We start from the raw sequence: 25377 nt of genomic DNA, 5'->3' as shown, positions 1-25377 counted from the left end.
CCTGCGACACCCCGTATGGCTCGGTCACGTAACCGGCGTGTTGCGAGAGTTTCCTCATCCGCGAAGAGGGATGCGACGATCAGGCTCGGTTCTTCGCCGGGTTGCTCAAGAGACCCAGACCCGCGATCGAGACCTCGACCTTCTGACCGTCGACGAACGGACCGACTCCCGCTGGCGTTCCCGTGAGAATTACGTCGCCCGGCAGCAGGGTCCAGACGCTCGACGCGAAGGCGATGATCTCGGGAATCGAGTGGATCATCTGGTTCGTGTTGCCGCTCTGACGCAGCTCGCCGTCGACGCGCACCTCGATCGCGGCATCCGAGAAGTCGAACTCGGTCTCAATGACCGGGCCGAGCGGGCAGAACGTGTCGTAGCCCTTGGCGCGGGCCCACTGGCCATCGGCCTTCTGGATGTCGCGCGCCGTCACGTCGTTCGCGATCGTGTACCCGAAGACCACGTCGGCGTAGTCCTCTTTCTTCACATCGCGGGCGATGCTGCCGATCACGATGGCGAGCTCGCCCTCGTGTTCGACCTGCGAACTCTCGCGCGGCAACTGGATGGCGTCGCCCGGGCCGATCACGGAGGTGTTCGGTTTCAGGAAGATGAGGGGTGTGGTCGGCGCCTCGCCGCCCATCTCGGCCGCGTGCTCGGCGTAGTTCTTGCCCACGGCGACGACCTTCGAGCGCGGGATGACCGGCGCGAGCAGCTTGACGTTCGCATCGAGCGGTACACGCTCCTCGGTGGTCTCGTAGCCCACGAACATGGGATCGCCGACGAGAACGACGATCTCCGTCTCATCGACGATTCCGAACCGGGGCTCTCCCCCGCTGACCGTAAAGCGCGCAATTTTCACGCTTCCGAGCCTAGTCCGAACGCTACGCTATCGAGGGGCGAGCAACTCCTCGCCCATCACGGAGCAAGCCTCGAGGAGCACAACCATGTCCGACTATTCCTTCGGCGGAGCGGCCGACATCGACCGCGCGATCGGATTCCTCGTGAGCCTCGACAACGAGCAGCGCAACGCCCTCGCCGTGCTCGAGATCGACCAGGCCATCGACGAGTTGCAGGCCGAATACGTCAAGGTCCAGGCAGACCCGAGCCACGTTCCGAGCCACGAATTCATCGCGGCGCTCAGCGGCTACCTCGAGATGGCCGACGACCGCGAGCGCGAGTAGCCCCTTGCGCTGATCGAGTAGGCCGCCCGCGGCCGTAAGACTGTGCGCTGATCGAGTAGGCCGCCCGCGGCCGTAAGACTGTGCGCTGATCGAGTAGGCCGCTTGCGGCCGTATCGAGATCACCCGACGGTGGTCTCGATACGCTCGTTCCTCGCTACTCGACCAGCGCGGTGGCCCTACGCGTCGAGGCGGGTCAGCCAGCCGTTGACATCGGGGATGCGACCGTACTGGATGTCGGTGAGCTCCTGACGCAGCGACATCGTGAGTTCGCCGGCCGGGGCATCCGGGTCGCCGACCACGAAGCCGTCGCCCTTCAGCGCGGCGATCGGAGTGACGACGGCGGCGGTACCGCAGGCGAAGACCTCGACCACATCGCCGGATGCGACTCCGTCGCGCCACTCGTCGAGGGTCACCTTGCGGTGCTCCACCTTGTGGCCGCGGGCCTTCGCCAGTTCGATGATGCTGTCACGCGTGACGCCGTCGAGGATGCTCGACGACTCGGGAGTCACCAGCGTGCCGTCCTTCTTCACGAGGAAGACGTTCATGCCGCCGAGCTCCTCGAGGTACTTTCCTTCTGACGAGTCGAGGAACAGCACCTGCGCACAGCCGTTGGCGTAGGCCTCCTCTTGAGGAAGCAGTGACGAGGCATAGTTGCCGCCCGTCTTCGCAGCGCCCGTGCCGCCGCGACCGGCACGCGCGTAGTCGGTCGACAGCCAGATCGATACCGGCGTGACTCCGCCGGGGAAGTACGCGCCAGCGGGACTCGCGATCACGTAGTACCCGACCTTCTGGGCGCTGCGCACACCGAGGAAGCTCTCGTTGGCGAACATGAACGGCCGGATGTAGAGGCTCGTCTCGCCGCCCTCGGGCACCCACGCGCCGTCGGCCGCGATCAGCTGCTTGAGCGACTCGACGAAGTCGTCGGTCGAGAGTTCGGGCAGGGCCAGTCGGCGCGCGGAGCGCTGCAGGCGCTCGGCGTTCTTCTCCGGACGGAATGTCCAGATCGACCCGTCAGCGTGACGGTAGGCCTTGAGCCCCTCGAAGATCTCCTGGGCGTAGTGCAGAACGCTTGCCGCGGGGTCGAGCAGCAGCGGACCGTACGGAACGACGGCCGCGTCGTGCCAGCCGTCGGCCAGGGTCCAGTCGATCTTCACCATGTGGTCGGTGAAGTGCTTGCCGAAGCCGGGATCCGCGAGGATCGCTTCGCGCTCACCCTCGGCGCGCACCGCCTCGGAGGGCGTGAGGGTGAACGTGAGCGGGAAGGTGCTGTCGAGATCGGTCATTGCGGGTTCCTTAGTCGAAAAGGTTCGGTGTCAGCGGGCGAGCGATACGGCGACCGCGTCGCGGATGGCGTCGCCCACGGCACTCGTCGTGCGCGGGCGGTCTGCCTGCCTGGTCGCGATGTCGGCCGTCACGGCGTCGCGGACCGTGCCCGCGGCATCCGGAACCCCGAGGTGATCGAGGAGCAGTGCCACCGACAGGATCGCGGCCGTGGGGTCGGCGATCTGCTTGCCGGCGATGTCGGGCGCGGATCCGTGGACCGGCTCGAACATGCTGGGGAAGGCTCCGTCGGGGTTGATGTTGCCCGAGGCTGCCAGGCCGATTCCGCCGCTGATTGCGCCGGCCAGATCGGTGAGGATATCGCCGAAGAGGTTGTCTGTGACGATGACGTCAAATCTAGCAGGATCGGTGACGAGGAAGATCGTTGCGGCGTCGACGTGCAGGTAGTCGACCGCGACCTCGGGGTACTCGGCGCCGACCGTGTCGACGAGTCGACGCCAGATGCCCCCGGCGAAGGTCAGCACGTTGGTCTTGTGCACCAGGGTCAGCTTCTTGGCGAGGCGCGACTGAGCCAGCTCGAAGGCAAAGCGCACCACTCGCTCGACCCCGTACGCCGTGTTGATCGACACCTCGTTCGCGATCTCGTGGGGTGTGCCGACGCGGATCGCTCCGCCGTTGCCCACATAGGGCCCCTCGGTGCCCTCGCGCACGACGACGAAGTCGACCTCGCCCGGGTTCGACAGCGGACTGTCGACGCCGGGGTAGATCGTGGTGGGTCGCAGATTCACGTAGTGATCGAGTGTGAAGCGCAGCTTCAGCAGCAGGCCCCGCTCGATGTTGGCATTCGCGAGGCGCGGGTCTCCCGGCACTCCCCCGACGGCGCCGAGCAGAATGGCGTCGTGCGACGAGATGGATGCGAGATCGTCGTCGGTCAGCACGTCGCCGGTGTCGAGAAAACGGGCGGCCCCCAGCGAGAACTCGGTCTTCTCGACGGTGAGGCCGGCGGACGGCGCCACGGCGTCGAGCACCTTCACTGCCTCGGCGACGACCTCGGGGCCGATACCGTCTCCGGGAATAACGGCGAGTCTGATGGTGCGCGACATAGTGCTCCTGCGTTGGATCGGTGCGGAATCGATACGTGCAAGGTTACTTGTCCACACCTACCGGGTGGTTGCGACGTGGTGAAGCGGCGCCAGAGCGTTGTCGAGCGCGGCTTCTAGCGGCCACGCGGACCGCTCGGGTTGACTGAGCACTAGACCGCCCTGGATCGCCGCGAGAATGACGGTGGCGATCCTTTGCGAATCGGCCGAGCTGTCGACCGATCCCGCCGCCTTCATACGCCGAACCCCGTCGGCAAGCTGCTCACGCCAGTCGCGCATCGTCGTCGCGATGGCACTCGCCAGCTCGGAATCGGTCGTCGCGGCCTGCGTCGCGAGCGAGCCGATCGGACATGCCCACCGGCCCCGGGCGATGTAGTACTCGACGAGCATTCGCCGCCAGCGCTCCCAGGACTCCCACGACCCGAGATCATGAATCTCGGGCTCCTGCGCTTCGAGAAGCTGTCGTCCTTCCCACGCGGCGACCTCACGAACCAGCTCCGCTTTACCGCCAGGAAAGTAGTGGAACAGCTGGCTCTTACTGGTGAGGGTGGCCGCTCGCACTGTGTCGAGTGTGGTGCCGCCGATTCCCGACGCGAGGATCTGCTCCCCCGTGGCCTCGATGATCCGCTGGCGCGTCAGGCGCCCTCGCTCGGTGATCTTCGACGAATCCATCTGTTCAGCTTAACGCATTGGACCGCAAGGTCCAGTTAATGCTAAGAATGGACCATGAAGTCCAATCACGAAATTCTCCAGTCATTTCCCACAGATACCCGCCTGGCAGGGCGCACCGCCGTCGTCACCGGCTCCAGCAGCGGAATCGGCGAGGCCATCGCCCGAGTGCTCGCCGCATCCGGTGCCACCGTCGTCGTCAACGGCCGCGACGAAGCCCGCTCCCAGGAGGTTGCGAACTCGATCATCGATGCGGGGGGTTCGGCCCACGTCGTGACAGCGGACCTGGCCGGCAGCTACGACGATCTACGCACCTTCGCCAGACTGGCCACGGAAGCGCTCGGCGGACGCGTTGACATCCTCGTCAACAACGCCGGAATCTATCCGGCGCCGCCGACAGCGGACCTCTCCGACGCGGACCTCGACGCGGTGCTGGCCATCAACGTGCGTGCACCCCACGTGCTCGTTGCCGAATTCGCCCCCGCGATGGCCGAGCGCGGCACAGGGTCGATCATCAATATCGGCTCGTGGATGTCCCGTGTGGGTGTTCCGTTCGGCGCAATCTACACGGCCTCGAAGGCCGCCCTCGAACAGATGACGCGCACCTGGGCCGCCGAGTTCGGGCCGCAGGGAGTCAACGTGAACACTGTCGCGCCGGGAGCGACGAGCACCCCGGGCAACGCCGACAGCGCGGAGATCCTCGCAATCATGACCGCAGCGACCGCCGCCGGTGGCCCGGTTCGGCCGGTCGACATCGCCTTCGCCGTTCGCTACCTCGCGTCGGACGAGGCGTTGTTCATGCACGGCACCGTCATGGACATCGATGGTGGAATCGTCAACACTCGACTCGGCTGAGATGGCCCGGGTTCGACAGAGCGCTTTCGTTTCGATCGTGTAAATGGCCTGTAACGCGTTGTCGCAACGCAGACCCCTGCGAGTTCAGCGGTTCTAGGCTCCGATCATGACAGTGACCGCACCCCCGAAAACGCAACTCGTCGAACCCGGAGGCATCGAGCCGATCTCGTCGAACAGGCGCCACGGGTCACCGTGGCAGTTGTTCGCGACCTGGACCTCACCCAACCTCGAGTTCGCCACGATCTTCGTGGGAGTCATCGCCGTTCTCTACTTCGGCCTGAGCTTCTGGCAGGCGGTGGCCGCGGTATTGCTGGGCAACTTCCTGGGAAGCCTGAGCCAGGGGTTCCTGTCGACCTGGGGGCCGCGCGAAGGTCTCGCCCAGATGCTGCTCGGTCGCACGGCATTCGGGTTCTGGGGCAACATCATTCCCGCCGGCCTCAACACGGCCATGGCCGGGCTCGGCTGGTTCGCCGTCAATTCCATCAGCGGTGCCTTCGCGTTGGCCACCCTTACGGGCTGGAGTCCGGTGCTCACGCTCGCCATCGTGGTTGTCGTCGAGGTGACGGTCGCGTTCGTCGGCCACGACATCGTGCAGCTCTTCGAGCGGTACGCCATGTTCGTGCTGGGCGCGATCTTCCTGGTCGCCGGCATCTTCATCCTGGCGAACGCCGACACATCGGCCCCCGCGGGCGGAGACGGCTCCGGCGGATTCGGCGGCTTCGCGGGCTTCATGCTCGCGGCCGGCGCCGCGTTCGGATACACGGCCGGCTGGAACCCGTACGCCTCGGACTACACCCGCTACCTACCCGCCGGCACGAACCGCAGAACCATCGCCGTCGCATCCGGTCTGGGCAATTTCGTGTCGACCAGCTTTCTCATGATCGTGGGTGCGGCATCCGCCACGATCGTGCACACCGGTCTGGCCGAGGACGCCAGCCCCACCGACTCGTTCACCGCGGGCATGCCCGGCTGGATCTCGGCGATCACGCTGCTGGCCATCGCCGTAGGCGCCATCTCGGCGAACGCGCTGAACATCTACTCCGGGTCGATGTCGTTCCTCGCGATCGGCATCAAGATTCCCTTCGAACGGCGCCGGGCCATCGTGGCGCTCGGTTTCGGCGTGCTGGGCTTCGTCATCGCCCTGCTCGCCCTGCCTGACGCCGGCGCGAGCTACGAGAACTTCCTGCTCGTGATCGCCTACTGGATCGCACCCTGGCTCGGTATCGTTCTCGCCGATCGCTGGTTGCGGCGCGGGACAGCCGTGCTGGCACTCGTCGTCGACGAGAAGAACAAGTACCGCAACCCCGCAGGCATCGTCGCGTTCGTCGTCGCCGCGGTGGTCTCGATCGGGCTGTTCTCCAACCAGGCCGTCTACGTAGGCCTGCTCGTGCGGGTCTCGCCTGAGATCGGCGATCTCACAGCGCTGGTCGGCTTCGTCGTCGCCGGGCTGCTGTACGTCGTCGTCTTCCGCATGATCCGGCCGGTGCTCGGACCTCCCCTGTCGGCCGAGACGACCACGATGCCAGCCGAGCGAGTGGAGGCCTCCGCGTGATCTACGAGACCGACGCAGACAAGTTGTCCGTCGCTCGCGACGAGGCGAGAAAGGGAGCCGCGGAAGGCGGCATCCCGATCGGCGCCGCCCTATTCACCAGCGCGGGGGTGTTGCTCGGCAGCGGCCACAACCGCCGTGTACAAGACGGCGACGCGGCGATGCACGCCGAGACGAACGCATTCCACAACGCCGGGCGGCAGCGCAGCTATCGCGAGACCGTGATGGTCACCACGCTCTCGCCCTGCTGGTACTGCTCGGGCCTCGTGCGCCAGTTCGGAATCGGCCGCGTCGTGGTCGGAGACGACCAGAACTTCTTGGGCGGCCAGGACTGGGCCGCGGAACACGGCTGCGAGGTCACCGTGGTCAACGATCCTGAGCTCATCACGATGATGGCTGCGTTCATCGAGGCGAATCCGGCACTGTGGAACGAGGACATCGGCGAGGAGGCATGACGAAACAACTCGTCCTCGGGGCGTTCGAGGAGTTCACCCCGAACTTCATCGCCAACGCGTGGCACCACGAGCGAGGAGACACCAGTGCATTCGCCACGCTGGAGTTCTGGCAGGACCTGGCGGCCCGCTTGGACACGGCCGGATTCGACTTCTTCTTTCTGGCAGAGGCCATCGGCTATCCGATGAACGACGCGGGGCAGGTGCCCGAGGCCGTCATCCGCGATGCCGTCCAGTTTCCCGTTCACGATCCGCTCGCGCTGATCTCCGGACTCGCGACCGCCGCCCCGCGCATCGGCTTCGTCGCAACAGCATCGACGACGGCCCAGCACCCGCTGCTCAACGCCCGCACCTTCACCACCCTCGACCACCTCACCGGTGGACGGATGGGCTGGAACATCGTCACGAGCGACAACCAGCAGGCGCTGGTGCGCCTCCTGGGCCAGACGGATGTGACGCCGCACGATGAGCGCTACGCTCGCGCGACCGAATTCGTCGACCTCTCGCTGAGGCTCTGGGAGGAGGCCTGGGACGAGGGGGCGGTCCTCGCAGACAAGGCGACACGCACGTTCTCCGATCCCGCCAAGGTCCACCGCATCGAGCACGAGGGCACGTACTTCCGGTTCGACGGCTACTTCCCTGCCACTCCGTCGCCGCAGCGCACCCCCACCCTCTTCCAGGCCGGCACCTCAGCGGCCGGCACCGCCTTCGCCGCGCGCTACGCCGAATGCGTGTTCACTCAGGACAGGGAAGCCGCGCGACTCGCGGCGACCGTCGCCCGCCTGCGAGCCCAGGCCGTCGCGGCAGGCCGTCCGGCCGACTCCGTCAAGATCATCAATGGGGCGAGCTTCGTCATCGCCGAGACAGTAGAGGAGGCGCAGCGTCTGCGGGCGGAACTCAACGCCACCCCCACCAGGGAGGCGACCGCGGCGCTGTTCCTCGGCTGGTCAGGAGTCGACCTCGGCGCCCTCGACCCCGAGGCCACACTCGACTCCGTCTCGACCGAGGTGGGCCACACGATGATCGAGATGTGGCGCAATCCGAACGGCACGAGTCCGACCGTCGGCGAGATCCTCGACTCGCTCGCATCGACTTTCGGCGGGATGCGCTTCACCGGAACTCCCGAGTCGATCGCGATCGAAATAGCGGCTCTCGTGGAGGAGACCGACATCGACGGTTTCCTCGTCGAGAACTGGTACGGCGGATACGAGGGCTACCGCGACTTCGTCGAACAGCTGATGCCCGTTCTGCGAGAGCGGGGGCTTCTGCCCGACGTCGCCCGCTCAGGCACCCTCCGCAGCATGCTGACCGGAGAGCCCGACGTGCCCGAGTGGCACCCTGCCCGCGCCGTCCGCGGCGCCCAGAGCGGCGTCTGAGGCGATGGACGATCCTCTCGACGGCGCCGCAGAGGCGCTTCTCCTCGCGCTGCCCAAGGTCTCTCTGCACAACCACCTCATCGGCGCCGTATCGGCCCGGACCGTGCTCGATCTCGCCCGCAAGCACGACGTCGTCCTCGACGGCGGTCGCGATGCGGAGTCACTGTACGACCACGATTCCTACGAGGACCTCGACGAATTCCTGCGCGTCCTCGACGTCGCAGGCTCCGTCATGCGCGACGCCGACGACTTCCGTCGAGTCGCCTTCGAGACACTGACTGACGGCGGGGCGGCGCTCGGTGTTGTGCACCGAGAGATCTTCCTCAGCCCACCGGGGCATCCGGGCGTGGCGTACCGCACGATCATCGACGGCGTGCTGGAAGGCATGCGCGAAGCCGAGGCGGAGACCGGCATCACCAGCCGAATGGTGATCGGCCTCAACCGCAACGACTCCGCGGCGGCGGCCGTCGAGCTGGTCGAACAGGTGGTCGAGTACCGCATCGACGAGGTCGTGGGCATCGGACTCGACTATTCGGAGCTGATCGGACCTCCGGCGCGCTTCGTCGAGGCATTCCGGCTGGCCCGCCGCTCGGGGCTTCACCGCACGGCCCACTCGGAGAGCGGCCCGCCCGCGAATATCGAGGTCATCCTCGACGAGCTCGGTGGGGAGCGCATCGACCACGGTTACCACGTCGTCGACGACGACCGGATCACCGCGCGGTGCGTCGATGAGGGCATCACCTTCACGTGCACTCCCGTGAGCTCGGACATCGGTCGGTACTCCGGAAGCGGCGACGGCTCGCACCGACGAATCGCGCAGATGGTCGACGCTGGCCTGAACATCACCATCGACTCCGACGACCCACCGATGTTCGGCACCGACGCCGTCAACGACTTCCGAGCGCTGGCCCGCGCCCTCGGCTACGGCCTGCCCGAGTTCGCCCGTTTCACCCGGAACGCGGTGAATGCGGCCTGGCTGGACGACAGCGATCGAGCGGCCCTGAATCAGGCCGTCGAGTCGCGGCTCTCAGCCCTCGGAGCGCACCCGGCGCAGTGACACGAGCGCCAGCACGATGGCCAGTGCCATGAGCCCGACGCCGATCCCCGAGGTGAGCACCACGCCGCTGTCGAACGACTCGCGGGCCGACTCGAGCAGCCGGTAGCCTGCGGGCCCACCGATCGACTCCGCCACCGAGACCGCGCCGCCGAGTGTCTCGCGCGCGGTCGCCGCATTCTCGTCGGTCAGTCCGGCGGGCAGGGTGACGCCGGCCCGGTAGGCGGCGGTCAGGATGCTGCCGAGCACGGCCGTACCGAGCACGGCTCCCAGCTCGTACGAGGTCTCAGACACTCCCGACGCCGCGCCGGCCTTGTCGGCGGGCACCGACGAGATGATCAGATCGTTCGAGATCGTCTCTGCCGCGCCGATTCCGAGGCCGAGCACCGCGAAGGCGATCGCCAGCGTGGTCTCGGTCGCCTCTTGACCGGTGACCATGATGATGGCGTATGCCGCACCGGCCAGTGCGAGCCCCGTGGCGACCACGAAGCTCGGCCTGACCAGGCGCACGATCGGCACGACCACGAGGCCGGCGACGATCATAACGATGAGTCCGGGCACCAGGGCGAAGGCGGCGTCGAGCGGGCTCAGCCGGAGGACAAGCTGCAGGTGCTGCGAGACGAAGAAGAGAAAGCCCACCAGCGAGAAGACACTCACGAGGTTGATCAGCACGGCGCCGGTGAAGGCTCCACGACGGAACAGTCTCATGTCGAGCATCGGATTCTCTCTGGAGAGCTGCCTCCGCACGAACAGGATTCCCGCCGTCAGGCCGACGAGCACGAGCAGCATCTGCGACCACTCGAAGCCGTGCGTCGCGAACTCCTTGATCGCGAAGACGATCGGCACGAGCGTGACCATCGTGAGACCGATGCTGACGAGGTCGATCCGACCCGGGTTCGGATCGCGCGACTCGGGCACCAGCAGCGGCGCGAACACGAGAAGCGGGATGAGCACGGGCACCGCGATGAGGAAGACAGAGCCCCACCAGAAGTGCTCGAGCAGGATTCCGCCCACGATCGGGCCCAGGGCCGATCCTGCGGCGAAGCCGGCGGCCCAGATGGCGATCGCCAAGCGACGCTGCTCGCGGTCGAGGAAGATGCTGCGCAGCAGAGAGAGCGTCGACGGCATGAGCATGGCGCCGAAGAAGCCCAGGCCTACCCGGGCAAGGATCAGGAGTTCGGCCGTGGGCGCAAAGGCGGCCACGATCGACACGAGAGCGAAGCCCGTGGCACCGATCAGCAGCAGCCGACGGCGACCCCAGCGGTCGCCGAGATTTCCCATCGCGACGAGAAGACCGGCGAGCACCAGCGGGTAAGCATCGATGATCCAGAGTTGGGCCGCGGCAGACGGGCGGAGCGACTCGGAGATGACGGGCAGGGCGAAGCTCAGCACGGTGTTGTCGACGCTCGAGATGAGCACGGGCAGCATAAGAACGGCCAACGCGAACCAATTGCGAACGGATGCGCGGGGCGGCCGCGCGTCATCGGTGCGCAGGGCGGCTGTGGGTGTGGTGAGAAGGGCCATGATCTGAGTTCTTCGTTTCGATTCGAGAAGTGGTGCATATTCACTATACCGTCCAGTCGGTACAGTAGCTATGTTCTCAACGGATGGACCCCTACCGTCATTCCCGAAAGCGTAAGGAAATCGTGCGGGGTGATACCCCGGGCTGCCGGGGCGGCTACCATCGAAGCGATGCCCGACACCCCAGAGAACCCGCCGATCGACGCCGCCGCGCCCGCCTCGGCATCCACGCGCGACCGAATAATCGACGCTTTCGCCGAATTGCTCGGCGAGAACGGCGAACGAGCCGCGACGCTCGATGCTGTGGCCGCTGCTGCGGGCGTGTCCAAGGGTGGCCTGCTCTACCACTTCGGCTCGAAAGAGGCCCTGGTCGAGGGCGTCCTGGAGCGCCTGGCCACGCTCGTGGAGCGCGATGTCGCGGCCATCCGGTCGTCGCCGTCGGGGCCGGTGGCCCACCTGATCCGCACATCCATGGCCACGGGCAGCGCGCTCGACAAAGCGCTCGTCGCCACGTCGCGCCTGGCTCAGGCATCGAACTCGACGGCCCGCGACGCCCTCCGGGCCGCGAACGACGCCTGGTACGGCATCGTGCTCGAGAGCACGGGTGACCCGGTGCTCTCGCGCGCGATCATGCTCATCAGCGACGGGCTCGCCTACGGCTCGGCTTTTCTGCCCGGGTCGTCGACTCCGGAGACGGCCGAGCTCTCGGCGTCAGACATCGACGACCTCGTCGACCTGATCACCGAGGTGACGGCGCAGCGCGCGGGCCACTGAGCAGTGCGCTGATCGAGTAGCGAGAAACGACCCCTGCGCTGATCGAGTAGCGAGGAACGAGCCCTGCGCTGATCGAGTAGCGAGGAACGAGCCCTGCGCTGATCGAGTAGCGAGGAACGAGCGTATCGAGATCACCTTCGGCGGTGGCCTCGATACGGCAGCTTCGCGGCCTACTCGACCAGCGCAGTCCTACTCCGTGAGGTCGATCTCCTGCAGCGAGTCGGCATCAATGGCGGTGCGCAGCTTCTCGAGTAGCTCCTCGGGGGCGGGCGAGTCGACGGTCAGCACGCTGAGCGCCTTGCCGCCGGCCACGTGGCGCGCGATCTGCATGCCGGCGATGTTGATGTTTGCGTCGCCGAACTCCTTGCCGTAGATCGCGACGATGCCGGGGCGGTCGTCGTAGGTCATCACGATGAGGTGCTCTGCGAAGGGAACCTCGACGTCGTAGCCGTTGATCTCGACGATCTTCTCGATCTGCTTCGTGCCGGTCAGCGTGCCCGACACCGAGATCTGCGAGCCGTCGCTGAGCGCGCCCTCGAGCGTGATCAGGTTGCGGTACTCCTCCGACACGGCCTCGGTAATGAGGCGTGTCGTCACACCGCGCTGCTCGGCGAGCAGAGGTGCGTTGACGTACGAGACCGTCTCGCTGACGACGTTCGTGAAGATGCCCTTGAGGGCGGCGAGCTTGAGCACGCTCACGTCGAAGTCGACGATCTCGCCGCGCACGATGACGTCGACGCTGGTGAGCGGGCTGTGGGCAAGGCCGGAGAAGACCTGTCCGAGCTTCTCGACAAGGGGAATACCGGGACGCACCGTGGGATCGATGACTCCGCCGGCGACGTTCACGGCATCCGGAACCAACTCGCCCGACAGGGCCAGGCGAACCGACTTGGCCACCGAGACACCGGCCTTCTCCTGCGCTTCGTCGGTGGATGCGCCCAGGTGGGGTGTGACCACGACGTTGGGCAGGGCGAGCAACGGCGAATCCGTGGGCGGCTCGCTGACGAACACGTCGAGTCCGGCTCCCGCGATGGTGCCGGCGGTGAGTGCCCGGTAGAGCGCGTCTTCGTCGATGAGTCCGCCGCGGGCCACGTTGACGATGAACGACGTGGGCTTCATCAGCGCCAACTGCTCGTCGCTGATCATCCCCGTGGTCTCAGGCGTCTTCGGCATGTGAATGGTGATGAAGTCGCTCTGTGCGAGCAGCTCGTCGAGGCTCAGCAGGGTGACGCCCAGCTGCTGCGCGCGGGCCGACGTTACGTAGGGGTCGTAGGCGACGACGTTCGTGCCGAAGGACTGCATGCGAGCCGTGATCAGGGCCCCGATGCGACCGAGTCCGATGATTCCGATCGTCTTCTCGTAGAGCTCGACGCCGGTGTACGCACTGCGCTTCCACTTGCCTTCGGCTAGAGCCGAGTGGGCGGCCGGGATGTGGCGGGCGAGGCTCAGGATGTGGCCGACGGTGAGCTCTGCGGCGGAGATGATGTTCGAGGTGGGCGCGTTGACCACCATGACGCCGGCTGCCGTGGCCGCCTTGATGTCGACGTTGTCGAGACCGACGCCGGCTCGGGCGACGACCTTGAGCCTGGGCGCGGCAGCGATCGCCTCAGCGTCGACCTTGGTAGCGGAACGCACGAGAATCGCGTCTGCGTCGGCGAGTGCCGAGAGCAGCGCGGGCCGATCCGTTCCATCGACGTTCACCACCTCGAAGTCGGGGCCAAGCGCCTCGACGGTAGCGGGCGAGAGTTCTTCGGCGATCAAGACGACCGGTTTCGACACGGATCGGATCCTTCGGTTTGGCTCTGTAAAGAGGATTTCCGCGGGATTGCGCGGCCAGAACCATATTAGGGGCAGGCACAATGAGCACATGACCGATGCGACGCTGACCGTAATAGTGACGATCGTTCGCATCGCGATCGCGGTGGTCTTCATCGCCATGGGCATCAACCACTTCGTGCCGAAGGCGGCGCGGATGATGGCGAAGATGATCCCACCGGCGCTCCGCCGAGAGGGCGTCTTCGCGCCGATGAACCTCGTCTACCTCACAGGAGCCTGTGAGATCGCGGGCGGAATCGGCCTGCTCGTGCCGCAGACACGGCTAACGGCGGCCATCGCGCTCGTCGTCTTCCTTGCCGCCGTCTTTCCCGCGAACGCGTACGCGGCTGCGAATCGCGAGCGTTTCGGTGCCGTCGCCATCCCGTTCTGGCCTCGACTGGCGGCCCAGATCGTCTTGGCCGCGCTGATCGTGTGGGTGGGCGTCGCGGCCTAGAGCCCGCCGAGGAGCAGCGACTCGAGATCGGCCTTGATGACCATCGCCACCGCGAGGGCGACGAGAAAGACGACCGCCTTCGCCCAGGCCGGCATGCGCCAGCCGACGAGGAAGCCGAACCCGTAGGTGACGATCGGAGCGGCGATCGAGCCTATGAACACGAGCCACGAAAGACCCGTGAGGTCGAGGCCGAAGGTGGCGATCGCCTCGAACAGGTTGGCGACCCCGACCCAGACCCAGACGGCTGAGATCAGTGCGAAGAGCAGCGCGATGGCCCAGCCGACTTTCTTCGAGAAACTGAGTTCACGAAAGGTCGATCGCTGGGAGACGGTGTTCGATGCTGCGGCAGTGTTCTTAGTCATGGCGTGGTCCTACGCTCCCTGAATAAACGGCCAGGGCACGAGCACGAAGACTCCGAGCAGCAGCCAACCGAGGCGCGAACGCCACGTTCTCTTCTGTGTCAGCAGCAGGGTCGATACGAACCACAGGGGCGCTGCGGCGATCGACAGGAACTGGCCGATACGGAAGCAGATCTCGAGAAAGAGGCTGTCGAGCGGAAAGAAGGTGACGGTGGTTCGGGCGACGACGATGCCCCAGCCGATCGTGTAGAGCAGGTAGACGCCACCGAGGATGCCGAGCGTGATCAGGGCCGCAGAACTCATCTGCGCGGATGCCTTCTCGGCGGCTGCGAGTTCGGCCTCGACCTTGGCGTCTTCGACCAGCTCGGCCTGCTCGAGAACGGTCGGCACCTCTGCCCGCTCGGGCGTCTCGACGCCGGTCGGGTCGGCAACACCGGACGAGCCCGCCTGCATCGGCGGAGTCAGCGTGGGGTCGTCGTCGCCGGCCCAGCTCAGGGCGTCGTCGTTGCGGCTCGTCATGTAGGCAAGGTTAGCCGCTCGTACGAGAGGCTAAACCGACAGAACGCGCTTCTCCCCCGCATCGACAGGGAACACGAAGCGATTCTGCTGCGGCGGCATCGGGCAGTTGAACCAGTCGGAGAAGCCGCACGGCGGAATGTATGCGCGGTTGAAGTCGAGTTCGACGGTGCCGTCGCGGCGAGGACGCACGGCGAGGAAGCGTCCGACGTCGTAGGTCTCGTCACCGGTGGTCAGGTCTTGGAAGACGAGCAGCAGTTTTCCCTCGTCTTCGAAGGCCGCGAGTGTGCGCGATTGCCCGCCGATCACCACGTCGATGTCGCCGGGAAGCACCTCGTCGCGCAGCCTCCCCTCGTCTTTGATGTGCTCGATACCGATGGCGCGCTTCTCGGTCGGCGTGAACGTTCCCTCGAGAACCCACTCGGCCTTGAACTCGTAGGCGGAGATGCGGTCGAACTTCTCGGCCTTGGGGTTGGCCGGATCCCAGACGCGCACGATGTAATGCCCCTCGACGCCGGGGTAGACGGTGCCGGTCACTCCCCCGCCGAAGGCGAGGGTCGATGGAACGACCGTGTCAGATCCGGCGATGTCGACTGTGCCGTCGACCAGTTCGCCATCCACACGGATGCCGTCGGTCGCGGCCGCCGTGACGCGCACGCCGCCGCCGGCCGGGTTAGGAGCCCAGAGACCGGGCACGCCCTCGATGCTGCGCTCGGAGTCGATCTCCGTCGTGCTCACCAGAGCCAAAGGCCCCTGCGGCGAGGTGACGTAGCGGTGGCGAGTCTGGCGAAAGCGCAGGAAGTCGGCTTCGGCGGCTGAGGTAGAGGTGTTGTTCACAGCGTCCATGATCCTCTCAACTCGTAGCTCGTGCGTGCGATTCCCTGACAGCGGCGCGGCACCGCAGGAAAAGCGGAGGTGCTACGTGCGAAAAGGGCGTCTTCTCGTCGTTTCTCCTGAGTTAGAGCGGTGCTTCAGGCCGCTCGCGGCCGCCGAAGCACACGACGAACGCCCAACCGAGGATTCCGAGAAGACAGAGCCGCTCTGTGAGGCCGAGCACCGACGGAACCCACGCGATCGACACCGCGAGTGAGACGAGTCCAGCCACGGCGACGCCGAGCATGACCGCGGCCGCGCGCCGGACCCGAGCCAATGATGGGGCGCCGCGCATCCAGATCGTCAGAAGAGTCATGGCGGCCAATGCGAGGAGGAAGCCGGTCGTGGCGAAGGCCACGTGCACGGCGCCGACCATCGTGGTCGGCGCGATGCCGAACTCACCGGGCGCGTTCACATCGGTCGGAAAGAAGACCAGCGCGGCAGAGCACAGACCGGCCAGCGCAAGAAGCGGGGAACCCAGCCGCCGCGTTTTGGTGCTTCGCCCGATGTGAGCGACGACGACCAGCACGCAGAACGTCATGGCCGCTCTGGCGAGAAAGTTCAGGTTCATCACCCAGCCGAACGGTCCGACCGCGAGATTGCTCTCGGCGTCGGCTACCGGGCTGTAGTGGGGTGGCAGCAGCTGCAGCACCACGTCGATTGCGACGTAAGCGCCGACGAGCGCCATGCCTGCCGTGGCCGCGATGCCGAGAAATGGCGACGGCCGCCCCGACAGAGTCGGAGCGGCCGTCGTGTCGTGAGTCAGGAGACTACCGGGCGGCGGAGCCGTCGGTGTAGTCGGCGTCCTGCTGCTTCCAGGCGAACAGAGCGCGCAGCTCCTTGCCCGTGGCCTCGATGGGGTGCTGGGCACCCTTCTCGCGGAGTGCGAGGAACTCGGGAGCTCCGGCATCCTGGTCATCGATGAAGCGCTTCGCGAACGCGCCGTTCTGGATGTCGGCGAGAACGGCCTGCATGTTGGCCTTGACGTCGGGCGTGATGACGCGGGGTCCCGAGACGTAGTCTCCGTACTCGGCCGTGTCAGAGACGCTCCAGCGCTGCTTGGCGATGCCGCCCTCCCACATGAGGTCGACGATGAGCTTCAGCTCGTGCAGCACCTCGAAGTACGCGATCTGCGGCTGGTAGCCGGCCTCGGTGAGCGTCTCGAAGCCGTACTGGACGAGCTGCGAGACACCACCGCAGAGAACGGCCTGCTCACCGAACAGGTCGGTCTCGGTCTCTTCGGTGAACGTGGTCTTGATGCCGCCGGCGCGCAGGCCGCCGATCGCACGCGAGTACGACCAGGCGAGGTCCCAAGCCGAGCCCGAGGCATCCTTCTCGACGGCGACGATGACGGGAACGCCACGGCCTGCCTCGTACTCACGGCGAACCGTGTGTCCGGGACCCTTGGGGGCGACGAGGATCACATCGACGCCATCGGGAGCCTGGATGTAGTCGTAGCGGATGTTGAAGCCGTGACCGAAGACGAGGGTCGCGCCCTGCTTGAGGCTGGGAGCGATGTCGTCGCGGTAGATGTGACGCTGGAACTGGTCGGGAGCGAGCAGCACGATCACGTCGGACTGGGCGGTCGCCTCGGCGACGCTCAGCACGGTGAAGCCGGCCTCCTGAGCCTTGGCGATCGACTTCGATCCCTCTTTCAGTCCGATGACGACATCGACGCCCGAGTCGCGCAGGTTGAGCGCGTGGGCGTGGCCCTGCGAGCCATAGCCGACGACGGCCACCTTCTTGCCCTGGATGAGCGACAGGTCTGCATCTTTGTCGTAGAAGATTTCGGTCACGTTATTACTGCTCCTTGTTATGTGGGTATTCAGTGGTGTCGCGGGTGGTGTCGATACGGCCGCAAGCGGCCTACTCGACCAGCGCAGTGGTACTTAGTTCTTGAAGACACGTTCCGTGATGCTCTTGGACCCGCGGCCGATGGCGAGCAGACCCGACTGGGCCAGCTCCTTGATTCCGTATGGCTCGACGACGCGCAGGAACGCATTCGTTTTACCGGAGTCGCCTGTGATCTCGATGACCAGAGCATCTGTTGAGACGTCGACGACGCGAGCTCTGAACAGATTCACAGCCTCGAGCACGTGCGACCGAGTCGAGTTGTCGACGCGTACCTTCACGAGCATGTGCTCGCGCTGAACCGACTGGTCGGGCTCGAGTTCGACGATCTTGATCACGTTGATGAGCTTGTTCAGCTGCTTGGTGACCTGCTCGAGGGGCAACTCCTCGACATCGACGGCGACCGTGATGCGCGAGAGTCCTTCGATCTCGGATGCGCCCACGGCGAGGCTCTCGATGTTGAATCCGCGGCGGGCGAAGAGACCGGCGACCCGCGTGAGCAGACCGGGCTTGTCTTCGACGAGCAGGGAGAGAACGTGGTGGCTCATGGTCTACTCCTCATCCCACTCTGGGGCGATCTGCTGTGCGTGTTCGATCAGCGAGTTGCTGACCCCCTGCGGAACCATCGGCCACACCATGGCGTCGCGGCTCACGATGAAATCGATCACGACCGGGCGGTCGTTGGTCTCGATCGCGAGCTTGATCGCCGCGTCGATCTCCTCGACCTTGGTGACCCTGATGCCGAGAGCCCCGTACGCGTCGGCGAGCTTCACGAAGTCGGGAACCATCGCCGTGCCGTGACCGGTGTTGAGGTCGGTGAACGAGTGCCGTCCGTCGTAGAACAGGCTCTGCCACTGACGCACCATGCCGAGCGATGAGTTGTTGATGATCGCGACCTTGATCGGGATCTTGTTGATGGTGCAGGTGGCGAGTTCCTGATTGGTCATCTGGAAGCATCCGTCGCCGTCGATCGCCCACACGAGTCGATCGGGCTCGGCGACCTTCGCGCCCATGGCGGCGGGAACCGAATAGCCCATCGTGCCGGCTCCGCCGGAGTTGAGCCACGAGTTGGGCCGCTCGTACTTGATGAACTGGGCCGCCCACATCTGGTGCTGGCCGACGCCGGATGCGTAGATCGCCTCGGGTCCGGACAGCTCGCCGATGCGCTTGATCACGTACTGAGGCGAGAGCAGGCCGTCGGTGGGCTCCGCATAGCCGAGCGGGAACTCGTCTTGCAGGCCGCGGAGGTACTCCCACCATTCGGCGATGTCGGGCCGTGTCTCGGTGGCGGCAGCCGTGGCCACGAATGCCTTCGTCAGATCGGCGATCACGTCTTTCGCGTCGCCCACGATCGGAACGTCGGCCGCGCGGATCTTGCCGATCTCGGCGGGGTCGACGTCGACATGCACGATCTTCGCGTTGGGGGCGAACTCGCTGACCTTGCCTGTGACGCGGTCGTCGAATCGAGCTCCGAGGGCGACGATGAGGTCGCTCTCCTGCAGCGCGAGAACGGCGGGCACCGTTCCGTGCATACCCGGCATACCCAGGTTCTGCTCGTGCGAGTCGGGGAACGCGCCGCGCGCCATCAGCGTGGTGACGACGGGTGTGCCGGTCGTCTCGGCCAGCACGGCGAGCTCGGCCGACGCCTCGGCCCGGATCACTCCGCCTCCGACGTAGAACACCGGCTTCTTCGCCTCGAGGATGAGCTGAGCGGCGGCCTGGATCTGCTTGCCGTGCGCCTTGGTCACCGGGCGGTATCCCGCGAGGTCGACCTTCGGGTTCCACACGAACGGGGCCGAATTCTGCTGCGCATCCTTGGTGATGTCGACGAGCACGGGGCCCGGCCGGCCGGTGGATGCGATGTGGTACGCGGCAGCGAGGGTAGCGGGCACGTCCTCCGGCTTGGTGACCAGGAAGGAGTGCTTCGTGATCGGCATCGTGATACCCACGATGTCGACCTCCTGGAACGCGTCGGTGCCCATCAGGGTCGAGAAGACCTGTCCGGTGATGATGAGCACGGGAACCGAGTCCATGTAGGCATCGGCAATGGCCGTCACCAGGTTGGTCGCGCCGGGGCCAGACGTCGCGATGGCGACGCCCACCTTGTTCGTCGACGAGGCGTAGCCTTCGGCCGCGTGGCCGGCGCCCTGCTCGTGTCGAACGAGGATGTGCCTGATGGCGGTCGACGCCATGAGCTCGTCGTAGAACGGAATGATGGCCCCGCCGGGAAGCCCGAAGACGTCTTTCACACCGAGGTGCTCGAGTGAGCGCAGGATCGCGCCAGAGCCCGTCAGGATTTCAGGGGTGTTCGCTCCAGCGGGAGAGGAGGCCGGCTTGGGGAACGCCGGAGAGCTTGGCACGGGAGATGGATCCACGGGCATGTTGTTTTCCTAGCTTGGTGCCTGCACAGCTTGTCGCCTTTGCACTGCAGCAGACGAACGGTGATGAGGGTGGAGCGCGGTACTACCCCGTGATGGCGCCGGTCGCGGCGGACTTCACGAGCTTCGAGTACTTTGCCAGAACGCCACGGGTATAGCGCGGGGGAAGAGGGGCCCAGCCGTCTCGGCGGGCTGCAAGCTCATCGGCCTCGACGAGTAACTCGAGGGAGCGAGCGGCGATATCGACCCGTATTAGATCACCATCGCGCACGAAGGCGATTGGACCTGCGTCCACCGCTTCGGGTGCTATGTGGCCGATACACAGTCCGGTTGTGCCGCCTGAGAATCTGCCGTCCGTCAATAGTAGTACATCTTTTCCGAGGCCTGCTCCCTTGATGGCGGCCGTGATGGCGAGCATCTCGCGCATTCCGGGGCCGCCCTTCGGGCCTTCGTAGCGGATCACCACGACGTCGCCGTGTTCGATCAGACCTTCGGTCAGCGCGTCCATTGCAGCGCGTTCACGCTCGAAGACCTTGGCAGGGCCCTCGAAGACCGCGGCGTCGAATCCGGCCGTCTTGACGACGGCGCCCTCGGGGGCCAACGAACCCTTGAGAACCGTCAGGCCGCCCGTCGGGTGGATGGGGTTGTCGAGCGTGCGAAGGACCTTGCCGTCGAGCCCAGGGAGGTCGAGCTCGGCCAGGTTCTCGGCCAGAGTCTTGCCCGTGACGGTGAGCACGTCGCCGTGCAGCAGACCCGCGTCGAGGAGAGCCTTCATGAGCACCGGCAGACCGCCGTGGCGATCCATGTCGTTCATGACGTACCGGCCGAACGGCTTCATGTCGGCGAGGTGCGGAATGGTGTCGCCGATGCGGTTGAAGTCGTCGATCGTGAGGTCGACCTCGGCCTCGTAGGCGATCGCGAGAAGGTGCAGGATGACGTTGGTCGACCCTCCGAGGGCCATCGCCACGGCGATGGCGTTCTCGAACGCGGGCTTGGTCAGGATGTCGCGGGTCGTGATACCGAGGCGCAGCATGTTCACGACGGCCTCGCCACTGCGGTGCGCGTAGTAGTCGCGGCGACGGTCGGCTGACGCGGGAGAGGCGGAGCCCGGCAGGCTCATGCCCAGGGCCTCGGCGACGCTGGCCATGGTGTTGGCGGTGTACATGCCGCCACAGGCACCCTCGCCGGGGGCGAACGCACACTCGATGCGCTTGGCGTCGGCCTCGCTCATGGTGCCGGCCTTCACTCCACCGACCGCCTCGAACGAGTCGATGATCGTGATGTCTTTCTCGGTGCCGTCGGAGAGCTTCACCCAGCCGGGCGCGATCGATCCGGCGTAGAGGAAGACGCTCGCGAGGTCGAGCCGAGCAGCCGCCATGAGCATGCCGGGCAGCGACTTGTCGCATCCGGCCAGCAGAACCGAGCCGTCGAGGCGCTCGGCCTGCATAACGACCTCGACGCTGTCGGCGATGACCTCGCGCGACACCAGCGAGAAGTGCATACCCTCGTGGCCCATCGAGATACCGTCGGAGACGGAAATGGTGCCGAACTGAAGCGGGTAGCCGCCGCCCGAGTGCACGCCTTCTTTGGCTCCCTGGGCGAGGCGGTCGAGCGACAGGTTGCAGGGCGTGATCTCGTTCCACGAGCTCGCGATGCCGATCTGCGGCTTCTCCCAGTCGGCGTCTCCCATGCCGACGGCTCGAAGCATTCCGCGCGAGGTGGTTGCTTCGATTCCATCGGTGACGACGCGACTGCGCGGCTTCATGTCTATTTCGGGCATGTTACGAGTTTAGAACCACTCAGCCAGCAGACATGCGCGCCTCTGCTCGGAATTGGCCGAGCAGAGCCAGCACCTGGGCGACTTCGGCTTCGTCACTCACGCGGAACTCCGCGATCGTCTTTCCCGAACCGCTCTTCAGTCCGAAGTCGCCGCTGCGCAACACGGCGAACGCGTCTTCGTCTGTGACGTCGTCGCCCGCGTAGAACACGGCCGTGGCCTTCGTGTACTCCTTGAGGTGCAACAGCGCCTCGCCCTTGGTCGTCGACCTGATCGAGAACTCGAGCACGTTCTTTCCCTCGCGCACGGTGAGACCCTCGATCTCCGACTTCGTCTCGGCCAGCGCCATGAGGTGGGCCTGCCTGCTGCCCTCTTCTGACGCGAGACGGGTATGAAGGGCGAAGCCCGCGGGCTTCGACTCGATCCAGACATCGTCGACGCGGTCTGCGACCTCTTCGAGCACCTCGCTCAGCACGTCGACCTGGGCGAGCTCCTGCGTGTCGAGAGTGAGCCGGGTGGGGCTGTCGAGCCGAATCTCCACGCCGTGCGAGCCGACGAGGAGCACATCGTCGGGAAGGTCGCTCACGTGTTCCAGGCTCTCCATCGCCCGGCCCGAGATGAGCGCGACGCGCGTCGAATCGAGCTTGAGCAGGTCGAGCAGAGCGCGCCTCGCCTCGGGAAGGGCGCGTGCGTGACTCGGAACATCGACCTCGGGCGCGAGCGTGCCATCGAAGTCGAGCGCGACGAGCAGTCGCTCGGTGCGAGCGAGTTCGCGCAGGCGGACGATCAGTTCATCGGTCTCGTCGGGCTGGATGCCGGCCTCGGCGATGTGACCAGCCGCGGTTGACGAAGTGCTCATCGGTCGGATGCTCCCCATTTGGTCGCGACATACGATGGCGTGCCGCTCGGATCGGTCAAGGTCGACAGGAACGCGGTGGACCAGCGCGACACGTCGTAGTCGCGCACCCGCTTGCGCAGCGCGCGCATCCGCTTGCTCCGCTCGCTCTTCGTCATCTGAATCGCCTCGAGGATCGACTCCTTGAGGCCGTCGATGTCGTGCGGGTTCACAAGGAGCGCACTCTTGAGTTCGTCTGCAGCGCCGGCGAACTCACTGAGAACCAGAACACCGTCGTCGTCGAAGCGGCTGGCCACGTATTCCTTGGCCACGAGATTCATGCCGTCGCGGAGAGCAGTGACCAGCATCACGTCGCTGGCGAGATACAGCGCCACCATCTCTTCTCGCGGATACCCCTGGTGCAGGTAGCTGATCGCGGTGTGGCTGATGCTCGAATAGTCGCCGTTGATGCGGCCCACGGTGAGCTCGACCTCGTCGCGCAACTGCTGGTACGCGGCGACGCGTTCGCGGCTCGGACTGGCGACCTGCACGAGCGTGACATCTTCGACCGTGACCGCGCCGTCGGCGAGGAGCTCGCCGAACGCCTTCAGCCGGTGGCCGATTCCCTTGGTGTAGTCGAGCCGGTCGACGCCGAGCATAACGACCTTGGGGTTTCCGAGTCCTGCGCGGATCTCCTTCGCCCTGGCCTGAATGTCGGGGCGGCGGGCCAGGTCTTCGAAACTCTGTGTGTCGATCGAGATTGGGAAATGGCGCGCGTGCACGGTGCGCACCAGGCTTCCCCTTCTCGAGGTCGAGACCCGGGCCGGCTCGATCGCCTCCGAGATCTCCTCGTCGATCGGCACATCGATCGCCGTGCCCTTCGTCGTGAAGCTGAGCAGCCGACGCACGGCGCGCGTGAAGTTGCCCGCGTCGGCCGCGCGCTGGAAGCCGATGAGGTCGGCTCCGAGGAGCCCCTCGATGATCTGGGCCCGCCATGGCAACTGCGAGAAGATGCCGTATGCGGGAAATGGGATGTGGTTGAAGAAGCCGATCGTGAGGTCGGGGCGCAGTTCTCGCAACATCTTGGGCACGAGCTGAAGCTGGTAGTCCTGAACCCATACCGTGCCGTCGGTCGCGGTGACCGAGGCTGCCTTCTCGGCGAAGCGCTGGTTGACCCGAACGTACGACTCCCACCACTCCCGGTGGTAGGTGGGCGGGGCGATCACGTCGTGATACAGCGGCCACAGCGTGTCGTTCGAGAAGCCCTCGTAGTACTCCTCGATGTCGGCGGCGCTGAGGGTGACGGGAACGATCGAGATGTCGTCGTGCTCGAAGGGTTCCGACTCGTCGTCGGCCACTCCGGCCCACCCGACCCAGGCGCCGTCTGCCCGCTTCATGACGGGTTCGAGCGCGGTGACGAGACCGCCGGGAGACGTGCGCCACTCGACACTGCAGTCGGGGTGGGTCACCTTGTCTACAGGGAGCCGGTTAGACACGACCACGAGATCGTAGGTACCGACAGGGGTGTTCGGCCGCGGTGCGGCCTCGTCCGTGGAAATGGTGAACTCCTCGTTTGCGGCCGACGAAGGCGTCGACCGTGTAGACCAGTGATCAGGCTACCAGCCGCCCGCGTTAGCCCGCCGAGTAGCCGAGCATGCGCCATACAAGACGACCCCGAGCATCCGAAACCCCGTGCTGTCAGACGAGCGGAACGGATAGCCTGAAGACCTGACCCCGGAGGCTCGCATGCGCAAATTCATTTTCAACTCGAGTGTGATCGGTGCCGTCGTGGGCGCCTGGTCTGTACTGCAGACCACGAGGCAGGGTCCGCGCGATTGGCGCCTAGCGCTGATGTGGGTGAGCTGGGGCATCACCGTCGCCCTCGCCATCGGCAGCGTGATGCAGGCAGACGACGACGCGCGCGAACTCGACGCGAAGTAGTCAGGCGAGGAAGCCGCGCAGCAGCGCCTCCGAGCCCTCGAGGTGCTCGCGCATCGCAACGGCCGCCTTCTCTGAATCGCCCGTGAGGATCGCGAGCACGATCTGTTCGTGCTGCTCATTCGAGTGCGCGATGTTGCGCTCGAGCAGCGGGATGTGGTCGAGGAATTCGTTGACACGCATGCGGTTGTCGGCCAGCAGAGCCATCAACGACGGAACGCCGACCAGCTCGCCGATCGCGAGGTGCAGGCGGGAGTCCAGTCTGCGGTAATCGTCGACCTCGGCCTCTGCGGTCTCTCGCATGCTCGCCCACAGGAGCTCGCGCTGCGCCTTGGTCAGCGAGCGGTCGGCCGCTGCTCGCGCGGCACCGACCTCGAGGATGTCACGCAGGCCGAGCACGTCGTCGAGATCCTCCTGCGAGACCTGTTCCGGCTGCGGCGCGGTGTCGTCGAGCACGCTGCTCAGCCCGACGAGGGGAACCCGATCACTCACGAAGGTTCCGCCGTAGCGCCCGCGTCGTGAGACGAGAAAGCCCGCATCCGCGAGCGCCTTGATGGCGTCTCGCACCGTGTCTCGGCTCACCCCGAAACGCAGCGCGAGATCGCGCTCACTGGGAAGGGCGTCCCCCGGCGAGACCACTCCGAGGCGGATCGTCTGCAGGAGCCTGGAGACGGTGTCTTCGAACGCGTTGCCGGTGCGCACCCGGCGCAACAGAGCGTCGCCGGCCAGACCCGCCGCATCCGGATGCGGCCCGCCCGCGGAATCGGTCATCGCT

General features: G+C 66.0%; 26 protein-coding genes. 9 read left to right on the top strand and 17 right to left on the bottom strand.

Going from position 1 to position 25377, the window contains the following annotated elements:
* Nucleotides 1-79: 79 nt before the first annotated feature.
* Nucleotides 80-853, bottom strand: coding sequence for a fumarylacetoacetate hydrolase family protein (locus tag CCK87_RS02895; protein ID WP_086459976.1), 774 nt, complete (start codon nucleotides 851-853; stop codon nucleotides 80-82).
* Between the two features lie 85 nt (nucleotides 854-938).
* Here CCK87_RS02895 and CCK87_RS02890 point away from each other — a divergent pair, with 85 nt between their 5' ends.
* Nucleotides 939-1175: a hypothetical protein gene (locus tag CCK87_RS02890; RefSeq protein WP_055775196.1), complete on the top strand. Its 237-nt coding sequence runs from the start codon at nucleotides 939-941 to the stop codon at nucleotides 1173-1175.
* Between the two features lie 176 nt (nucleotides 1176-1351).
* Here the strand turns inward: CCK87_RS02890 and CCK87_RS02885 are convergent, their stop codons facing one another.
* From CCK87_RS02885 to CCK87_RS02875, 3 genes are read right to left on the bottom strand one after another with little or no spacing between them, the layout of a single operon-like run.
* Complete coding sequence (locus CCK87_RS02885) at nucleotides 1352-2458, bottom strand: branched-chain amino acid aminotransferase (protein ID WP_086459975.1); 1107 nt, start codon at nucleotides 2456-2458, stop codon at nucleotides 1352-1354.
* A gap of 30 nt (nucleotides 2459-2488) precedes the next feature.
* Nucleotides 2489-3559, bottom strand: a complete 1071-nt coding sequence (locus tag CCK87_RS02880) for a 3-isopropylmalate dehydrogenase (RefSeq protein ID WP_086459974.1) — start codon at nucleotides 3557-3559, stop codon at nucleotides 2489-2491.
* A 57-nt stretch (nucleotides 3560-3616) separates the two neighbouring features.
* A complete protein-coding gene (locus CCK87_RS02875) occupies nucleotides 3617-4228 on the bottom strand; it encodes a TetR/AcrR family transcriptional regulator (RefSeq protein WP_086459973.1) in 612 nt (203 codons plus the stop codon).
* 54 nt (nucleotides 4229-4282) lie between these two features.
* Here CCK87_RS02875 and CCK87_RS02870 point away from each other — a divergent pair, with 54 nt between their 5' ends.
* From CCK87_RS02870 to add, 5 genes are all read left to right on the top strand, one after another.
* Nucleotides 4283-5080: an SDR family oxidoreductase gene (locus CCK87_RS02870; RefSeq protein WP_086459972.1), complete on the top strand. Its 798-nt coding sequence runs from the start codon at nucleotides 4283-4285 to the stop codon at nucleotides 5078-5080.
* Nucleotides 5081-5186: 106 nt separating this feature from the next.
* A complete protein-coding gene (locus CCK87_RS02865; RefSeq protein WP_086459971.1) occupies nucleotides 5187-6632 on the top strand; it encodes a cytosine permease in 1446 nt (481 codons plus the stop codon).
* Nucleotides 6629-7084, top strand: coding sequence for a nucleoside deaminase (locus CCK87_RS02860; RefSeq protein ID WP_086459970.1), 456 nt, complete (start codon nucleotides 6629-6631; stop codon nucleotides 7082-7084). Before CCK87_RS02865 ends, CCK87_RS02860 begins: the two co-directional genes overlap by 4 nt.
* Nucleotides 7081-8457: an NtaA/DmoA family FMN-dependent monooxygenase gene (locus CCK87_RS02855; protein ID WP_086459969.1), complete on the top strand. Its 1377-nt coding sequence runs from the start codon at nucleotides 7081-7083 to the stop codon at nucleotides 8455-8457. The genes CCK87_RS02860 and CCK87_RS02855 overlap by 4 nt, the downstream gene beginning before the upstream one ends.
* Before the next feature lie 4 nt (nucleotides 8458-8461).
* Nucleotides 8462-9514 (top strand): adenosine deaminase, encoded by a 1053-nt coding sequence (add, locus tag CCK87_RS02850; RefSeq protein WP_086459968.1) that lies wholly within the window; start codon nucleotides 8462-8464, stop codon nucleotides 9512-9514.
* Here the strand turns inward: add and CCK87_RS02845 are convergent.
* On the bottom strand, nucleotides 9485-11035 hold the full coding sequence (locus CCK87_RS02845; protein ID WP_170927119.1) for an MFS transporter: 1551 nt from the start codon (nucleotides 11033-11035) through the stop codon (nucleotides 9485-9487). The genes add and CCK87_RS02845 overlap by 30 nt on opposite strands.
* 168 nt (nucleotides 11036-11203) lie before the next feature.
* Here CCK87_RS02845 and CCK87_RS02840 point away from each other — a divergent pair, with 168 nt between their 5' ends.
* Nucleotides 11204-11806, top strand: coding sequence for a TetR/AcrR family transcriptional regulator (locus CCK87_RS02840; RefSeq protein ID WP_086459967.1), 603 nt, complete (start codon nucleotides 11204-11206; stop codon nucleotides 11804-11806).
* Between the two features lie 189 nt (nucleotides 11807-11995).
* Here the strand turns inward: CCK87_RS02840 and serA are convergent, their stop codons facing one another.
* Nucleotides 11996-13585 (bottom strand): phosphoglycerate dehydrogenase, encoded by a 1590-nt coding sequence (gene serA / locus CCK87_RS02835; RefSeq protein ID WP_086459966.1) that lies wholly within the window; start codon nucleotides 13583-13585, stop codon nucleotides 11996-11998.
* An 88-nt stretch (nucleotides 13586-13673) separates the two neighbouring features.
* Between serA and CCK87_RS02830 the strand changes: the two genes are divergently transcribed.
* Nucleotides 13674-14075 (top strand): DoxX family membrane protein, encoded by a 402-nt coding sequence (locus CCK87_RS02830; RefSeq protein ID WP_086459965.1) that lies wholly within the window; start codon nucleotides 13674-13676, stop codon nucleotides 14073-14075.
* Here CCK87_RS02830 and CCK87_RS02825 read toward each other — a convergent pair.
* From CCK87_RS02825 to otsA, 10 genes are all read right to left on the bottom strand, one after another.
* Nucleotides 14072-14437, bottom strand: a complete 366-nt coding sequence (locus CCK87_RS02825; protein ID WP_086459964.1) for a hypothetical protein — start codon at nucleotides 14435-14437, stop codon at nucleotides 14072-14074. The two genes, CCK87_RS02830 and CCK87_RS02825, sit on opposite strands and share 4 nt — an antisense overlap.
* 9 nt (nucleotides 14438-14446) lie before the next feature.
* Complete coding sequence (locus CCK87_RS02820; protein WP_086459963.1) at nucleotides 14447-14953, bottom strand: hypothetical protein; 507 nt, start codon at nucleotides 14951-14953, stop codon at nucleotides 14447-14449.
* 30 nt (nucleotides 14954-14983) lie between these two features.
* Nucleotides 14984-15787: a DUF1684 domain-containing protein gene (locus CCK87_RS02815; RefSeq protein ID WP_249273673.1), complete on the bottom strand. Its 804-nt coding sequence runs from the start codon at nucleotides 15785-15787 to the stop codon at nucleotides 14984-14986.
* Nucleotides 15788-15908: 121 nt separating this feature from the next.
* Nucleotides 15909-16511, bottom strand: a complete 603-nt coding sequence (locus CCK87_RS02810) for a DUF998 domain-containing protein (RefSeq protein WP_086459961.1) — start codon at nucleotides 16509-16511, stop codon at nucleotides 15909-15911.
* Between the two features lie 82 nt (nucleotides 16512-16593).
* Nucleotides 16594-17619, bottom strand: a complete 1026-nt coding sequence (gene ilvC, locus CCK87_RS02805; RefSeq protein ID WP_086459960.1) for a ketol-acid reductoisomerase — start codon at nucleotides 17617-17619, stop codon at nucleotides 16594-16596.
* A 93-nt stretch (nucleotides 17620-17712) separates the two neighbouring features.
* On the bottom strand, nucleotides 17713-18222 hold the full coding sequence (gene ilvN / locus CCK87_RS02800) for an acetolactate synthase small subunit (protein WP_085482264.1): 510 nt from the start codon (nucleotides 18220-18222) through the stop codon (nucleotides 17713-17715).
* Between the two features lie 3 nt (nucleotides 18223-18225).
* The gene (locus tag CCK87_RS02795) at nucleotides 18226-20055 is read right to left on the bottom strand and encodes an acetolactate synthase large subunit (RefSeq protein ID WP_086459959.1); all 1830 of its coding nucleotides are present in this window, start codon (nucleotides 20053-20055) and stop codon (nucleotides 18226-18228) included.
* Between the two features lie 82 nt (nucleotides 20056-20137).
* Complete coding sequence (gene ilvD, locus CCK87_RS02790; protein ID WP_086459958.1) at nucleotides 20138-21832, bottom strand: dihydroxy-acid dehydratase; 1695 nt, start codon at nucleotides 21830-21832, stop codon at nucleotides 20138-20140.
* A 19-nt stretch (nucleotides 21833-21851) separates the two neighbouring features.
* Nucleotides 21852-22688, bottom strand: coding sequence for a trehalose-phosphatase (gene otsB, locus CCK87_RS02785; protein ID WP_086459957.1), 837 nt, complete (start codon nucleotides 22686-22688; stop codon nucleotides 21852-21854).
* Nucleotides 22685-24223 (bottom strand): alpha,alpha-trehalose-phosphate synthase (UDP-forming), encoded by a 1539-nt coding sequence (otsA, locus tag CCK87_RS02780; protein WP_249273720.1) that lies wholly within the window; start codon nucleotides 24221-24223, stop codon nucleotides 22685-22687. The genes otsB and otsA overlap by 4 nt, the downstream gene beginning before the upstream one ends.
* A 187-nt stretch (nucleotides 24224-24410) precedes the next feature.
* Here otsA and CCK87_RS02775 point away from each other — a divergent pair, with 187 nt between their 5' ends.
* Nucleotides 24411-24605, top strand: a complete 195-nt coding sequence (locus CCK87_RS02775; protein WP_085482276.1) for a hypothetical protein — start codon at nucleotides 24411-24413, stop codon at nucleotides 24603-24605.
* Here CCK87_RS02775 and CCK87_RS02770 read toward each other — a convergent pair whose 3' ends face one another.
* On the bottom strand, nucleotides 24606-25373 hold the full coding sequence (locus CCK87_RS02770; protein WP_086460346.1) for a GntR family transcriptional regulator: 768 nt from the start codon (nucleotides 25371-25373) through the stop codon (nucleotides 24606-24608).
* Between the last annotated feature and the right edge of the window lie 4 nt (nucleotides 25374-25377).

The organism is Agreia sp. VKM Ac-1783 (genome assembly GCF_900177765.1).
In the GTDB taxonomy this organism is placed as follows: Bacteria; Actinomycetota; Actinomycetes; order Actinomycetales; family Microbacteriaceae; genus Agreia.
The sequence above is the reverse complement of the archived record's forward strand: the minus strand, read 5'-3'. Positions and strand labels throughout refer to the sequence as shown.

Excerpts from the sequence above, each read along its gene's own strand:
- CCK87_RS02865 (WP_086459971.1), top strand. The coding sequence starts at position 5,187 with ATGACAGTGACCGCACCCCCGAAAACGCAACTCGTCGAACCCGGAGGC.
- otsB (WP_086459957.1), bottom strand. The coding sequence starts at position 22,688 with ATGAGCACTTCGTCAACCGCGGCTGGTCACATCGCCGAGGCCGGCATC.
- CCK87_RS02885 (WP_086459975.1), bottom strand. The coding sequence starts at position 2,458 with ATGACCGATCTCGACAGCACCTTCCCGCTCACGTTCACCCTCACGCCC.
- ilvD (WP_086459958.1), bottom strand. The coding sequence starts at position 21,832 with ATGCCCGAAATAGACATGAAGCCGCGCAGTCGCGTCGTCACCGATGGA.
- CCK87_RS02890 (WP_055775196.1), top strand. The coding sequence starts at position 939 with ATGTCCGACTATTCCTTCGGCGGAGCGGCCGACATCGACCGCGCGATC.
- CCK87_RS02875 (WP_086459973.1), bottom strand. The coding sequence starts at position 4,228 with ATGGATTCGTCGAAGATCACCGAGCGAGGGCGCCTGACGCGCCAGCGG.
- CCK87_RS02825 (WP_086459964.1), bottom strand. The coding sequence starts at position 14,437 with ATGACTAAGAACACTGCCGCAGCATCGAACACCGTCTCCCAGCGATCG.
- CCK87_RS02795 (WP_086459959.1), bottom strand. The coding sequence starts at position 20,055 with ATGCCCGTGGATCCATCTCCCGTGCCAAGCTCTCCGGCGTTCCCCAAG.
- CCK87_RS02880 (WP_086459974.1), bottom strand. The coding sequence starts at position 3,559 with ATGTCGCGCACCATCAGACTCGCCGTTATTCCCGGAGACGGTATCGGC.
- CCK87_RS02775 (WP_085482276.1), top strand. The coding sequence starts at position 24,411 with ATGCGCAAATTCATTTTCAACTCGAGTGTGATCGGTGCCGTCGTGGGC.
- CCK87_RS02830 (WP_086459965.1), top strand. The coding sequence starts at position 13,674 with ATGACCGATGCGACGCTGACCGTAATAGTGACGATCGTTCGCATCGCG.
- CCK87_RS02840 (WP_086459967.1), top strand. The coding sequence starts at position 11,204 with ATGCCCGACACCCCAGAGAACCCGCCGATCGACGCCGCCGCGCCCGCC.
- CCK87_RS02845 (WP_170927119.1), bottom strand. The coding sequence starts at position 11,035 with ATGGCCCTTCTCACCACACCCACAGCCGCCCTGCGCACCGATGACGCG.
- ilvN (WP_085482264.1), bottom strand. The coding sequence starts at position 18,222 with ATGAGCCACCACGTTCTCTCCCTGCTCGTCGAAGACAAGCCCGGTCTG.
- CCK87_RS02820 (WP_086459963.1), bottom strand. The coding sequence starts at position 14,953 with ATGACGAGCCGCAACGACGACGCCCTGAGCTGGGCCGGCGACGACGAC.
- CCK87_RS02810 (WP_086459961.1), bottom strand. The coding sequence starts at position 16,511 with ATGGCGCTCGTCGGCGCTTACGTCGCAATCGACGTGGTGCTGCAGCTG.
- CCK87_RS02770 (WP_086460346.1), bottom strand. The coding sequence starts at position 25,373 with ATGACCGATTCCGCGGGCGGGCCGCATCCGGATGCGGCGGGTCTGGCC.
- CCK87_RS02870 (WP_086459972.1), top strand. The coding sequence starts at position 4,283 with ATGAAGTCCAATCACGAAATTCTCCAGTCATTTCCCACAGATACCCGC.
- CCK87_RS02855 (WP_086459969.1), top strand. The coding sequence starts at position 7,081 with ATGACGAAACAACTCGTCCTCGGGGCGTTCGAGGAGTTCACCCCGAAC.
- add (WP_086459968.1), top strand. The coding sequence starts at position 8,462 with ATGGACGATCCTCTCGACGGCGCCGCAGAGGCGCTTCTCCTCGCGCTG.